The sequence below is a fragment of the Mesorhizobium sp. M1D.F.Ca.ET.231.01.1.1 genome, assembly GCF_003999155.2.
Lineage (GTDB): Bacteria > Pseudomonadota > Alphaproteobacteria > Rhizobiales > Rhizobiaceae > Mesorhizobium.
Map to the genome: position 1 here is coordinate 195,336 of NZ_RZOZ02000010.1, position 13,098 is coordinate 208,433.

Below are 13,098 nucleotides of genomic sequence, written 5' to 3' on the forward strand. Positions count from 1 at the left end.
TTAGCTCCGCAACCGGATTAGATCATGCAAAGCACACAGTTTTATATCGATGGCCGTTGGGCGAAGCCGCAGGAGAAGCGACTGCTCGATGTTATTGATCCTTCCAGCGAACTCGCGGTGGCGCAGATTTCGCTCGGCGGTGTGGCAGATATAGATCGGGCCGTTGCCGCCGCCCGCCGCGCCTTTCCTCTGTGGAGCGACGTCGCACTTCAAGACCGCGTCGAACTGCTCAAGCGGTTGATAGAAATCTACACTGCCAGGATCGATGAAATGGCCACGGCTATCTCCTCGGAGATGGGCGCGCCCCGCACACTTGCAAGAACGGCACAGGCGGCTTCAGGCTTGTCACACTTGAAGATATTTCTGGCCGAGTTCGAGAATTTTCAGTTCGAGCACGTGCTCAGCAGCCAGGCGCCAGATGATCGTATCATCCGCGAACCTATTGGGGTTTGCGGCCTGATCACGCCTTGGAACTGGCCTATGAACCAGGTATGTCTCAAAGCAGCTCCTGCCATGACTGTCGGATGTACAGTGATCCTGAAGCCGTCGGAAATAGCCCCGCTATCCTCGATGCTGTTTGCTGAATTTGTCGATCGGGCGGGATATCCGGCGGGAGTCTTCAATCTCGTCAATGGAGATGGCCCAACAGCGGGTGAGGCGCTGGCGCGGCATGGTGATGTCGACATGATTTCGTTCACCGGTTCATCCCGGGCTGGTGCCGCCGTTTCTCGTGCTGCTGCCGACAACTTCAAGCGTGTTGCGCTCGAGCTCGGAGGCAAGAGTCCCTACATCATTTTCGACGACCTCGATGTCGCCGCCGCCGCGGCGCGCTGCGCGCGCAGTTGCTTCACCAACACCGGCCAGTCTTGCGATGCGCCGACCCGCATGTTGGTCGAGCGGTCCGCCTACGAGCAGGCTATCGACGCAGCGCGCGCCGTCGCAGCTGAAATGCAGCCTGACGACCCACGAAAAGAAGGCAGCCATATCGGACCGCTCGTCTCCAAGGCCCAATTCGATAAAGTTCAAGAGCTGATCTTTGCTGCACTTGGCGAAGGCGCGCGCCTGGTCGCGGGCGGGCCGGGCAGACCGGCAGGTTTCGACAAGGGTTACTTCGCGCGGCCGACAATCTTCGCCGGCGTCACAAACGACATGCGAATTGCTCGCGAAGAGGTCTTCGGACCAGTTCTTTCAATCATGCCCTTCGATAGTGAGGAGGAGGCAATCCGCATCGCCAACGACACCGTATATGGTCTGAGCTCCTATGTTCAGAGCGGGGATCCCCTGCGCGCGCAACGAGTTGCCCGCAAAATCCGCGCCGGGGTGGTCAGATTGAACGGCGCCTCCCGAGGGCCCGGCAGTCCGTTCGGCGGATACAAACATTCGGGAGTCGGTCGCGAGGGCGGACGCTGGGGCATCGAAGAGTATCTCGAAATCAAGGCCGTTTCCGGATGGTCTCGGAGCGCAGCCTGATTGAGGTATCGTATGAAGGTAGCGCGCCGATTCCTCGACAATTGATAAATGATGTGGCGAAAGGTGCCTCTTGTTGTTAATTTGAGCGATGTTTTCAAGCACCTCAGCTACAGAGACGAAGTTATGAGCGAACTTAGACGAAACCGCATTTTCGACATCCTGCGGGTTTCCGGGCGGGTCAATTTGCTCGACCTGGCAAACGAGCTCCAGATATCCAGCGAGACCGTTCGACGTGATCTCAAGCGAATGGCTGACGAGGGCGTGGTCGAGATCGTACGCGGCGGTGCGACGCTTCCTGACGTTCTGCGCGAGGCGGCGTTCCAGCACTGCCTGAATCTCAACGCAGACCTGAAGCGGAAGATAGCGGCCGCTGCTGCTGCCCTCGTCGAAAACGGCGATACGATCATGATCGGAGGGGGAAGCACCACATGCTACCTCGCCTTGGCCCTGCGGGATCACCGTAACCTCAGGATCATCACCAATTCCGTGGATGCAGCACGGATTTTAGGGTCGCGAGGAGAGAACGAGGTCCATGCCGTGGGTGGCAGACTGGACGATTATCTAGGGTCGACGGTCGGCGTCGTCGCCGTTGAAAATATCAGACGCTACTCAGCCGAAAAGACCTTCTTCTCGGTTGGCGCCGTCGACGCTTCGATTGGACTGACAAGCGACACGGCCGACGAAGTGGCTTGTTGGCAGGCCATGATCGAAGCGGGTAGCCAGGCGATCGCGCTTATCGATTCCAGTAAGTTCGGGCAGCGTTGCCTTTTCAAATGCGCTTCGTTCGAGGAGATCGATACGATTGTCGCCGACAGGTCCCCCGATCCGGCCTTGGCCGCCAGTTTTGCCGCCCACAAAATCGAATTCATCAATGCGGATGGATCGGGAACGGCCGAGAAGTCGCAATCTCGCATTGATCGTGCGAACTCCTCGAAAGTGCGGGAGCAGGCGTGAACTTAGTTCGTAGCAAATATAACGAGTAAAACGACAGATGTGCGGCCTGCCAAATCCAGGGAGCTGATGCTCCACGTTTGGCCCTGCAATCTCACTGGTGACGGCCTGGAGAAGCCCGTTACGCGGTGGCGATACCAATTCGCCGCCGAGAGCTTCGATTGGCCGATTGTATTGAAAATGAAGGCTGGTGGGCCGGCCAAATGCAGCTATCGCGACTTGCCGATCGTGCAGTGCATGCAGATGAGAAAAAAATGACGCCAAGCGGGATTCGTAAATTCGAGGCAGGCAAGGTCGCCTTTTCGCCATACGGCGATGGGCCGGGCGCGGCGTCCATCAGCCGGCTGGTGGGGCCAGGCGACTCGACCACCATGGGAGCCTACCTTGCCCGTTTCGATGGACGTTCGGTGGCCTGGACTGTCCGATACGATGAGTTGATTGCGGGCATCTCGGGCAAGTTCCGCCTGAAATCTGACGGCGAAGTGCACGAGTTGGGGCCGGGCGACGTTCTGTGGATCCCTGAAGGTACCGAGCTCGAATATCAGGGCGACGACGCGATGGTGTTCATATCCATTGCGCCAGTCGACTGGCGGGCGAGGCAAACTGCAAATCTGGAAACTGGAGGAGAGCCAGCATGAGCCCGCGCATTGCAATTATTGGCGCTGGAGTTTCCGGCTGCGGGGCTGCGCGGCGCGCAGCCGAACTGGGCGCGAAAGATATCGTCGTCATCGACAAGGCTACGCCCGCATCCGGCTCCTCGGGACTGTCGGCGGGCGTCTACAACGCCCAGACCCTTCGTCCGCTGGACATCGAGATCAGAGTTCGCGAGCGCGAATTGCTGTTCCGTTTCGAGCGCGAGCGAGGACTGCCGCTCGCCCGCATCGGAAACCTGCGGTTTGCAACACAGGATGCGGACGTCGGCGCCTTCGAACACTCGTTGGCCTTCCAAAGGAGTTTGGGCGCAACGGATGCGCAGATTCTTTCGCGCGCAGAGATAAAAAAGCTGGTGCCGGATCTCGCGATCGATGACGTCACCGCGGCACTTTACGGCCCCAATGACGGCCATCTCGATGGCCATCTGCTATGCTCGGTCATGGTCGAGGAGGCGCGCGAAAAAGGCGTTCGCTTTCTGCTGAACACCCAACTCAACGCCTATCGCAAGGACGGCTCTGTGCATGTGCTGTCGACCGGCGGAGGCGAGGTCGAAGCCGACATTGTCATCAACGCCGCGGGAGCCTGGGCGCCACAGGTCGGCAAGACATTGGGTCATCCCGTGGCCGTGAACCCAGAGGTTCATGAGGTGGTACGGGTCAAGCTTTCGCGCGATCTCGGCTACACGGTGCCGATGTGCAATTTCTATGTGCCAGGACAGGCGGCCGAAGGAATCTATTTTCGGCAGGACGGCCCGGACTCGCTGATCGCCGGCCTGCATACATATGACTCCGTTCCAGGTCTGGCGGTCACTGATCCCGACAATTTCAGCCCCCCGGACGGCGACGACAATTTTCTCAAGGTTGCCCAGATGGTCAGTGAGCGCCTGAAGGTCGATGACCTAGGCTTTCGCGCCGGATGGTGCGGGCTTTATCCTTTGAGCGCGGATGGGCTGTTCCAGGTCGGACCCTATAAAGCCGACCCTTCCGTGCTTGTCGTGGCGGGCCTTGGCGGTGTCGGCATCACTAGCGGTGTTGTCCTGGGCGCTCTTGCGGCTGAATGGGCGCTGCTTGGGAAGCCGGTCACCGTGCCCCAAGCCGAAGTATGTCTGCCGGATCGCCCGTCCCTGCTGCCCGAGGCAGCCTGACGTCCTTCTGCCAGCAAAGGAAACTTGACGTGAAAATCCTGCTCACGAACGATGACGGCTATCTTTCCCCGGGAGTTGCCGCCGCGCGCGACGCACTTGTTGCTGCGGGCATGTCCGTGGTCACGGTGGCGCCAGACGGACCGCGCAGCGGCACAGCCAGATCTGCTTCATTTCGCAAGCCTATCGTTTTGAACCGCGTCGGTGGCGACGATGGAAATCCCGTCTATTCAACCAACGGAACACCGACGGACTGCGTTCGGGTGGCCGTTTTTGCTGGGCTGACCGTCGACGTGGATGCCGTGGTCTCGGGGATAAACGAGGGGGCAAACCTTGGTGACGACGCGACATATTCGAGCACGTTAGGCTCTGCAATTGAGGGGGCCATGCTGGGCTTTCCGTCGCTTGCCGCCTCGCAGCAATCGCGTGACGGCCGTTTCCGGCTGGTTGATCTCGATGGTTATGATTTCGAACCTGGCGCTGCCCTGATGGCTCGCCTTGTCAAGCGAATGGTGGAAGATCGCCACCGTCTGCCAGGACGCTCAGTCCTTAATTTCAACGCGCCCGCAAGACCGGCGAGGTCGGTTGTCCTGGCCTCGCTCGATCGAAGGGTGTGGCAAAGTTCGAAGATACCCGTCGTTGAAACCGACGGCGGGCGCGGATGGTTGCTGTTTGCCACCCATCCCGAGCAGGACCCGGTTTTCGAGGGGAGCCCTGGAACCGACGTGCGAGCATTGTCCGAGGGGTGCGCCTCCGTCACCCCGATGAACTTCGAGTGGACCGACCGTCATGCCCGAAGGCACTTGCTCGCGTGGACAAGAGGCACGATTGCGGATCTGAATGCCTCGATTGTGGTGGAAGGCAGCAGCCTTCCCTGACCTTGCGAGGCCAATTTCGCGGCCGGTCGACCAAAATAACATAGGCACCCCGACGATTTGCGGCTGCGAGATTTGCCGGCATCGAGCCTTGCTGGAGCCGCAAGGGCCGCCGGATCGCGTCGAGCCTTTTCCATCCGGGCAAATCACAAGCCTAATCTCCTCGAGTAGGGCAGACCAGCCCTCGGCCTCGCTCTCCCCAAGGTCATCAACTCCATCACATGCGAGGCGTCCAGCGCGGATTACTGTGGCAAGCTGGCGACCATACCAGTCCGAAATGTGAAGTTTTGTGGCAAATGACGGTAAATTATGTGGACAAAAGTGAGATCATGGTGTTAGCTTTTTGGTAAGTTGCGGAGCCAGGCACCCAGCGCTCCGCGGAAAATCAAATTGGTGCAGCAAGGGGAAACACAACAATGACCGAGCTATCAGGTCTCGCCGGCGCTGGTGCCGGCGGAGCGTCGGGGGACCTCTCCCGCGAACTCGACAAGGAACTGGCGTTACGGCTTCAGAGCCTCCGCATGGACCCGCATGCCTCGTCGGACTGCTTCGCCACATCAAGGCCTATCATCATCGAAGGACTGTTGTGGGCTGCCGTCGGAGCGGCGATCTGGATTGGCACGCTGGTCGTCATTGGCAGAGGTGCGCTATGAGCGGCGATGTCAAGGGAGTGCAGGCCCGCGTTGTGAGCGAGGCCCTGGCGGGCAGGCTGCCGCTTCGCAGCCATGAACGAATCTACAACAGCTATTCGTCATTCACGTGGACGTGCTGCGCTTTCAGCGCCGCCACTTGGGCGTTCCTGATCGGAGGCTATTTGCCTTACGTCGGGGACACGCGCATCGGTATCCTCGGCTATCTGGCCGGGTTGCTGATCGGGATGGCCGCGGTGACGCTGGCTTCCGCCGTTCCTTCGTACAAATATGGCGTGGACACAATCGACGCCGCCAAGTCGTCGTTCGGCACATACGGTGTGCTGCTGCCCCTGTTCGGCCTTCTGGCCACGCTCATCGGTTGGACTTACGTCGTCGTTGCCCTCACGGCGCGCGGTGCGGCCAATGTTGTTCAGACGCTTGAGCAGTCCACCGATCGACCTGTCGAGGGCATGGTGATAGTACTGGCGCTGGCGTCGCTCTTTCTGGTTTGGCTCATTGCAAGCCGCGGCCCTTGGCTTTTCGAGCGTCTGAGCAATTACATAGCGCCCGGCCACATGGTTGTGACCGCCATCATGCTGGGCATCCTTCTGTACCAGTTTGGTCCGGCCGTTTTCGCCATTGACGTTCCGGTCGATCAGGCCTTGGTCAAGACGAAGACCCAAGGCTTCGCGCTCGCCGTCGAGTTCGGCGTATCGAACTCGTTGACTTGGTGGCCCGTCATGGGCGGGCTGACACGTCTTGTCGGCAAGCGGCGCCACATCATGGGTCCTTCCGTCGTCGGCGTCGGCGTGTTGGGCGCTGCCGTGATTTCGATGGTCGCGGCTCTGGCGGCCGTGTCGGCTGGAACCCCCGATCCGACCATTTGGATGATCAAGCTTGGCGGCCCGGTGTTTGGAACGGCCATCATGTCGTTCGTTCTGCTTGCCAATGTCGCTACCATGATCATCATGATCTATCTTTCCGGCGTCTCCATCCAACAGATCCGGCCCCTGACAAGGTTGCGCTGGGACCTTCTTCTTGGCTTGATCCTGCTGCCTGGCATCTATGTCGCGTTTCGCACGGAGTGGGTCATTGCCTCGGTGATGAGTTGGCTGTCGATCAACGGTGTGATGTTCGTCGGCATCACGGGGATCACCCTTGTCGACTACTTCCTTCTGCGTAAGGAGCGGCTCGAACCGGAGCATCTGTTTTCGCGTGACTCCCGTAACATCTATTGGTTCTGGGGCGGCGTGAACTGGGTGGCGATTGTCATCTCGCTGGGGTCTATCGCGCTCTATCTTTGGATGTATGACCCGGTGGCCGCCTCGATGAACGCCTACGCAGGCTATCTGGGTGCCGGTATTCCGACCATGGTCCTGGCTGCGATCGTCTACTATGTCGCAATGCGCGCAATCGTTATTCCGTCAGGCATCGGCGGCTATGGCGAGGCTCGCAAGCCAACTCCTGAGGTCGTGCCGGCACTTTGAGCGATTGGCGCCAGGCTGGCGGGCCGCTCGCGTCGAGCTCTGCCAGCTTGGCACACACTCCCAGGCAAGCTTCGCACCCTGGTGCGAAGTGCTTCTTCTGATGCACTCAATTCCCCGACCTGTTCATTCGCCTGAACGGCAGGCTTCTGTCACACCCGCCGGCCTGCGCAGGATTTGCGTGACGGCTTGGTCGATCTCGCGCACGATGGCCGCGCGCGCCCGCTTGCCGTCGCCGGACTCGATCGCCGCCACGACCTCCTCGTGGTAGTCGATTTCGAGAATGCCGGCGAGGTCGTCCTCGAAGCCGATCGCCAGGTTCCTGAGAAACGGGCCGACCTGCATCCACACCGTCTCGATCAGGAAGATCATCTGCTCGTTGCCGCAGTGGCGGTAGATCGAGAATTTGAAGTCGTGGTTCTTGCGCAAATAGTCGTCGATGTCACCGCTGCGGGCGGCCTGGGTGAGCTCGGTGCAATGGCGGCGGATGGCGCGCAGGTTGTTGCCGTTGATGCGGTTGGTGGCGAGCCCGGTGGCCGTACCTTCCAGGATCGTGCGCACGGCGGTCAGTTGCTGGAAGCGCTCGGCGGAGATCAGCGGCACCTCGACACTGCCGTTCGGCATCGGGCTCAGCGCCCGCAGCGCCTGCAGCCGGGTGAAGGCGCTGCGCACCGGCATGTCGCTGGTGCCGAGCTCCCTGGCGAGCTTGCGCGAGGTCAGCTTCTGGCCGGGCTGGAGCTGACCCGACATCAGTGCGCGCACGAGTTCCAGATAGACTTTCTCATGCAGGGGCACCGTGTCGAGGGCAGTCAGTCCGAATTGTGTCTTGTCGGCCATTGGCTATGCGCTACTTCAGTCGTACCGATGCAATCGTTAACAGTCGTCGCCCGTTGGTAACCCGCCATTAGGCCGCGAGAATAGGCGGCAGCCTACAATGGTCCAACAGCGCAATACCTGGGCGCTGTCCTGTCGAGGAGGGTGCTGCGCTAGAAACTTGGTGGCGTATTTACCCAGATCAGGACCGTCGTCGTCTGGCCTGGGTTGGACCAGGAATGCTTCCAATTGCTCTTGAAGTAGATGCTTTCGCCCTGCCGCAAATGATGGACGCGGGTCTCCTCGACGGTGATCTTGAACTCCCCAAAAAGAACGTACACGAATTCCTCGCCATCATGGCTGTAGGCGCCGTGACTGTTCACGCCCGGCTCAATAAACCAGCGTTGGCAATCCATCATATCTCTGCCAGTGGCCAACTGTTCGATCCTCAGACCCTTGCCGAGCGTCGGCAGAACCTGACCCCCATCGGAAGCGGAAATCACTTCCTTGTTATGTTCCGTCAAGGGCGTGGCCATGAGGGAAGTCAGCGTGACGCCGTAGAATGATGCAAGCGTCTTGCCTTCGGGAATCTGCACGCCCAGCGAAGTACGCTCTATGGAGGCCAGGACCGATTGCGGAATGCCAGTCTGATTGGCAACTTCGCGTATGGTCAACTTACGGGCTTGGCGAAGCGACCTGAGCCTTGCCCCGACAGAATTGGTCGCATTGGCATCAGGCTCATTTCCAGACGTCACAGCGTTGGCATGGCCGGAAGCATCGTTGCCCGGAAGAGCAGCCTTTATTGCCGCGATGCTCAAGCCTTGTAGCGTGCGCAGGCGCTTGATGTCCGCAGCCTGTTTAACGTGGTCCTGGTTGTAGATTCGATATCCCGCCGGCGTGACGCGCGGGGTGAGCAGGCCTCGTTCGCCCCAGACCCGCAATGTGGAAACGGGCACGCCCGTGAGGCGACTGAGATCGGATATTTTCAATTCGGTGCCCGCATTCGGTTCATGCCGCATTTTCATCTCCGGGTCTGCTTCGTCGCGGGGGCTGCCACCGCCAAGGGGGTCCTTGTCGCGTTTTGCAGACGGTCTTTCAGCACTGAGGTTGCAAAAATAACTCTACATACGGTGCTTGACAATCTACAACTCAGATGTAGAGTTTTCAGAAGCGATCGAGCGCGCCCAAGGCGCCTCCAAAAAACTAAAATATCGCCTGGGAACATAGGAGAACACTGCAGATGTGGCGCGTCGGCATTGACGTTGGTGGCACGTTCACCGATCTTTTCGCATGGGATGAATCAGACAAATCCTACAAGACAGCTAAAGTCTTGACGACGAAAGATGACCGCTCAAAGGGCGTCGTCCAATCGATCGAGGCCGCCGGCATTCCCTTCGATCAGATTTCCTTCTTGATGCACGGCACCACCACCGCCACCAATTCCTTGATCGAGCGGAATTATCCGGACGCTGCCTTCATCACGACGGAAGGGTTTCGTGACACCATCGAGATCGGCCGCCAGCACCGCAAGGCTCTCTATGATCCATATCAAACGAAGCCGGAACCGCTGATCCGCCGCCGCAATCGCTTTGCGATCCCGGAGCGCATGTCGGTGAAGGGGGAGACCCGCCGTCCCCTCGATGAGAAGATCGCCCAGCAGGTGGCGGAAACGATCGCTCAGCGCGGCATCCAGTCAGTGGGGATCGGGTTCATCAATTCCTACGCAAATCCAGCCCACGAACAGCGGATGCGCGAGATCGTCCGCGAGGCCAATCCGGATGTGCATATCGTCATCTCGGCTGAGACGAGGCCAATTTTCCGCGAGCATGGACGCTTCACAACGACAGCGATCCGGGCATGCATGATGCCTGTAATGACGTCCTACTTCGACCGCTTGGAGGATGCCCTGAAGTCCAAGGGTTTTCGCGGCTCGCTGCTGATCTTGAAGAGCAATGGCGGTGTCATGGGTGCCAAGAACGCCAAGGATCGGCCAGAGGAGCTCATCGAGTCCGGTCCGGCCGGCGGTGTCGCCTATGCGTCTTATCTCAGCCGTACGACCCACTTCGACAACATCATTCATACCGATGTCGGCGGCACCAGCTTCGATGCCTCGATCGTCGAGCACGGCAAGGGGCTCATCACGCGCAGCTATGAGCTGGAATGGGAGGTGCCGGTAAGCGTCCCGATGCTCGATATCCACTCGGTCGGTGCCGGAGGGGGCTCGATCGGTTGGGTCGATGAGGGCGGATCCTTGCGAGTTGGGCCACGCAGCGCTGGCTCGGAGCCCGGCCCGGCATGCTACCGCCGCGGCGGAACCGAGCCGACGATCACGGATGCCAATCTGATCCTGGGCAGGCTGAACCCCTCGCTCTCGGACAAATTCGAGCTAGACGTTGCGGCCGCCGAAATGGCGATTGATAAGCTGGCCGCCAAGATCGGCCTGTCGCGCCTCGAAACCGCTGAAGGCATGATCCGCATATCGTGTGAAACGATGGCGCAGGCGGTCAAGGGTGTGGTCGTGGCCAGGGCTCGCGACCCGCGCGACTTCGTGCTGGCAAGTTTTGGCGGCGCCGGTCCGATGCATGCGTGCTTTGTTGCTCAGGCGATGAACATCCCAAAGGTCATCATTCCAGGCCAGGCAGGCGTCGCCTCTGCCTTCGGCGCCACTGCGATGAACATTCGCCATGATGTGGAGGCCTTTCACTACGCATCCCTTGACGATGTCGACGTTTCGGATCTGAACCGTCTCTACGCCGAGTTGGAGGAAAAGGCCCGTCACCGTCTCCAGGCTGACGGTATCGGAGCCTCGGAAACCAAGATCACCCGCACCGCGCAAATGCGCTATGTCGGCCAGACTTACGAAGTCGACACGGATATTCCGAACGGAACTATCGCGAAGGGGCAGATCGCGTCGATCGCTGATGCGTTCCACAACGCCCATCGGCTGGAATATGGAGTGAGCTCGGACGATTTCCCGATTGCTTTCGTGGCTCTTGGTGTGACTGCTGTCGGCGCCTTGAAGGAGCCCCCGCACTTCAACTTCGGAGCTCAGGTAGGCCGCGCCAACGGCGCCAGTCGTGACGTCTACTTCGACGGCCACTGGATCAGGTCGTCGCTTTACAGCAACAGCGATCTCAAGCCCGGCTTTACGGTAACGGGCCCGAGCATCGTCGAATATATGGACTCGATAGCCGTGCTCCCGCCCGGCACCAGCGGTGCCGTAGACGACAGTGGCAATCTCATCGTGACAATCGCAAACTAAAAGCGACAGGGGAAAGACCATGGCTTCTTCAAGCGCCGCGGCGCAAAAGATCGACCTTCCCGAGCGTATGGACCCGGTCACGTTCGAGGTTCTTCGCAACAGCTTCGAATATGCCTGCAACCGCATGACCACGATCATGCAGAGGACATCGTTCTCGCCGATCCTGGCGGATATTCTCGACTTCTCGAACGCAATCTATGATCCGAAGGTGCGCTTGCTGGCGCAGGCCGCGAACTGCCCCGTTCATCTGGCAGCGATGCAGTACAGCGCGGACGCTGCAATTGGCCGCTTCCCGATCGAGACGCTTAAGCCGGGCGATGTGATCGCGTTGAACGATCCATACCAGGGCGGCACGCACATCAACGACATCACCTTCACGATGCCCATTTTCTATGAGGGCGAACTCCTGGGTTTCGCCGTCAGCCGCGGCCACTGGATGGATCTTGGCGGCGGCGCCGCCGGGGGCATGTCGTTCTCGACGCACATCGCCGCCGAGGGTCTGCGTCTTCCGCCGATCAAGCTCTACGAGAACTACGAGATCAATCGCGACTATCTCGCGATCATCATGAACAACACGCGCACCCCGCACTACATCCGCGGCGACCTGCAGGCGCATCTGGGTGCCTTGAAAAGCGCCGAGAGCGAATTGCAACGCGCGGCTGCCCGATACGGCATCGAGACCGTCAAGGCGGCCATGAACGAACTTATCGGCTACACGGAGCGCATCGTTCGCAAGAGCATCGAGGCAATCCCCGACGGCGTCTACTCGGCTGAAGACTTCGCGGACACGGACGGGTTCTCGCCCGATCCGATCAAGGTCAAGGTGACGCTCACCATTGCCGGTTCAGATATCACCGTCGATTTCGCCGGCAGCGACCCGATTTGTAAGGGCTCGATCAATTCGCCCTTCGCCAACACCGCATCGGCCGCCTACTACTCGCTGCAGTTCTTCCTCGCACCGCATGCGCCGTCCAATGCGGGCATGTTCGCGCCGATAAAGATCGTGCTTCCCGACAACTGCTGGCTCAATGCCAAATGGCCGGCGCCCACCATCGGCTGCACGACGCTCGCCTCATCGAAAATCACGAGCGCCATCTGGCAAGCCCTGGCGAAGGCGATCCCTGAGCGAGTGACGGGGTCCACTTGTTCGGAGTGCAACTGGTTCGTGTCGACAGCTGTGAACAAGGAAACGGGCCGCGCCGACGTCTTTTCCGATCTGCCGGCCGGCGGCTGGGGCGGCACGCCGTTTAACGACGGCATGAGCGTGACCATGGATCCGCTTGGAAACTGCATGAACATGGCCGCTGAAACGGCGGAGCTGTTCTTCCCCATTGAGTACGAGGCTTTCGAACTACGCAAGGACTCGGCCGGTGCTGGAAAATTCCGCGGCGGCCTAGGGGCCGTTTTCAAGGTTCGCTATCTGTGCGACGGCGAGTTGAACATGGAAACTTCACGCACCCGGGAGGGCAGCCCCGGCGTCAATGGTGGCGGCCGCAGCGCGGTACAGCGCTCTACCCATCTCTATGCCGACGGCAAGGAACTGGTGATTGGCGGCTATTCGCCGAATGGCGCCTGGACGAGCCCGCTCTTGTCTGGCCACCAGTTCTCCTATGACGAGGCATTCAAATTCGAGAGCACCGGCGGTGGTGGTTGGGGCAGACCAGAAGAACGGCCGGCGGAAAAAGTGCTTTCGGATGTCCTCGACGACTACATCTCCATTGCCGCGGCAAAAGAGACGTATCGCGTCGCGATCGATCCCAAGACGATGACCGTCGACAAGGCGGCAACGGCACGACTGCGTAGTGCCTGACTGACG

General features: G+C 59.9%; 11 protein-coding genes. 9 read left to right on the forward strand and 2 right to left on the reverse strand.

Features of this window, described 5'->3' with window-relative positions; translation table 11 throughout:
- The first annotated feature begins 24 nt into the window (after window positions 1-24).
- The 7 genes from EN874_RS24555 to EN874_RS24585 all read left to right on the forward strand — a co-directional run bounded on the left by EN874_RS24555 (window position 25) and on the right by EN874_RS24585 (window position 7,210).
- Window positions 25-1,470, forward strand: a complete 1,446-nt coding sequence (locus EN874_RS24555; protein WP_127426976.1) for an aldehyde dehydrogenase family protein — start codon at window positions 25-27, stop codon at window positions 1,468-1,470.
- Between the two features lie 123 nt (window positions 1,471-1,593).
- Complete coding sequence (locus EN874_RS24560) at window positions 1,594-2,424, forward strand: DeoR/GlpR family DNA-binding transcription regulator (RefSeq protein ID WP_168247589.1); 831 nt, start codon at window positions 1,594-1,596, stop codon at window positions 2,422-2,424.
- Between the two features lie 158 nt (window positions 2,425-2,582).
- Window positions 2,583-3,059 carry an AraC family ligand binding domain-containing protein gene (locus EN874_RS24565; RefSeq protein WP_245513656.1) on the forward strand — a complete coding sequence of 159 codons (477 nt, stop codon included), beginning with the start codon at window positions 2,583-2,585 and terminating at the stop codon, window positions 3,057-3,059.
- Entirely contained in the window at window positions 3,056-4,219 is a 1,164-nt protein-coding gene (locus EN874_RS24570) for an FAD-binding oxidoreductase (RefSeq protein WP_127426978.1), read from the forward strand. Before EN874_RS24565 ends, EN874_RS24570 begins: the two co-directional genes overlap by 4 nt.
- Before the next feature lie 29 nt (window positions 4,220-4,248).
- The gene (surE, locus tag EN874_RS24575; RefSeq protein WP_168247590.1) at window positions 4,249-5,094 is read left to right on the forward strand and encodes a 5'/3'-nucleotidase SurE; all 846 of its coding nucleotides are present in this window, start codon (window positions 4,249-4,251) and stop codon (window positions 5,092-5,094) included.
- A gap of 413 nt (window positions 5,095-5,507) precedes the next feature.
- Window positions 5,508-5,744, forward strand: a complete 237-nt coding sequence (locus EN874_RS24580) for a hypothetical protein (protein ID WP_127426980.1) — start codon at window positions 5,508-5,510, stop codon at window positions 5,742-5,744.
- Window positions 5,741-7,210 (forward strand): cytosine permease, encoded by a 1,470-nt coding sequence (locus tag EN874_RS24585; protein WP_127426981.1) that lies wholly within the window; start codon window positions 5,741-5,743, stop codon window positions 7,208-7,210. The genes EN874_RS24580 and EN874_RS24585 overlap by 4 nt, the downstream gene beginning before the upstream one ends.
- Before the next feature lie 123 nt (window positions 7,211-7,333).
- Here EN874_RS24585 and EN874_RS24590 read toward each other — a convergent pair whose 3' ends face one another.
- Both EN874_RS24590 and EN874_RS24595 read right to left on the reverse strand, forming a co-directional pair.
- Complete coding sequence (locus EN874_RS24590) at window positions 7,334-8,044, reverse strand: GntR family transcriptional regulator (protein WP_127426982.1); 711 nt, start codon at window positions 8,042-8,044, stop codon at window positions 7,334-7,336.
- Between the two features lie 149 nt (window positions 8,045-8,193).
- Window positions 8,194-9,039: a MerR family transcriptional regulator gene (locus tag EN874_RS24595; protein ID WP_168247591.1), complete on the reverse strand. Its 846-nt coding sequence runs from the start codon at window positions 9,037-9,039 to the stop codon at window positions 8,194-8,196.
- Window positions 9,040-9,260: 221 nt separating this feature from the next.
- Here EN874_RS24595 and EN874_RS24600 point away from each other — a divergent pair, with 221 nt between their 5' ends.
- Window positions 9,261-11,282 carry a hydantoinase/oxoprolinase family protein gene (locus EN874_RS24600; RefSeq protein WP_128261476.1) on the forward strand — a complete coding sequence of 674 codons (2,022 nt, stop codon included), beginning with the start codon at window positions 9,261-9,263 and terminating at the stop codon, window positions 11,280-11,282.
- A 67-nt stretch (window positions 11,283-11,349) separates the two neighbouring features.
- A complete protein-coding gene (locus EN874_RS24605; protein ID WP_127426984.1) occupies window positions 11,350-13,092 on the forward strand; it encodes a hydantoinase B/oxoprolinase family protein in 1,743 nt (580 codons plus the stop codon).
- Window positions 13,093-13,098 lie beyond the last annotated feature (6 nt).

Bases quoted from the DNA above. Each gene is read 5' to 3' on its own strand.
- EN874_RS24555 (WP_127426976.1), top strand. From the start codon at position 25: ATGCAAAGCACACAGTTTTATATCGATGGCCGTTGGGCGAAGCCGCAG.
- EN874_RS24560 (WP_168247589.1), top strand. From the start codon at position 1,594: ATGAGCGAACTTAGACGAAACCGCATTTTCGACATCCTGCGGGTTTCC.
- EN874_RS24570 (WP_127426978.1), top strand. From the start codon at position 3,056: ATGAGCCCGCGCATTGCAATTATTGGCGCTGGAGTTTCCGGCTGCGGG.
- EN874_RS24580 (WP_127426980.1), top strand. From the start codon at position 5,508: ATGACCGAGCTATCAGGTCTCGCCGGCGCTGGTGCCGGCGGAGCGTCG.
- EN874_RS24585 (WP_127426981.1), top strand. From the start codon at position 5,741: ATGAGCGGCGATGTCAAGGGAGTGCAGGCCCGCGTTGTGAGCGAGGCC.
- EN874_RS24590 (WP_127426982.1), bottom strand. From the start codon at position 8,044: ATGGCCGACAAGACACAATTCGGACTGACTGCCCTCGACACGGTGCCC.
- EN874_RS24595 (WP_168247591.1), bottom strand. From the start codon at position 9,039: ATGCGGCATGAACCGAATGCGGGCACCGAATTGAAAATATCCGATCTC.
- EN874_RS24600 (WP_128261476.1), top strand. From the start codon at position 9,261: ATGTGGCGCGTCGGCATTGACGTTGGTGGCACGTTCACCGATCTTTTC.
- EN874_RS24605 (WP_127426984.1), top strand. From the start codon at position 11,350: ATGGACCCGGTCACGTTCGAGGTTCTTCGCAACAGCTTCGAATATGCC.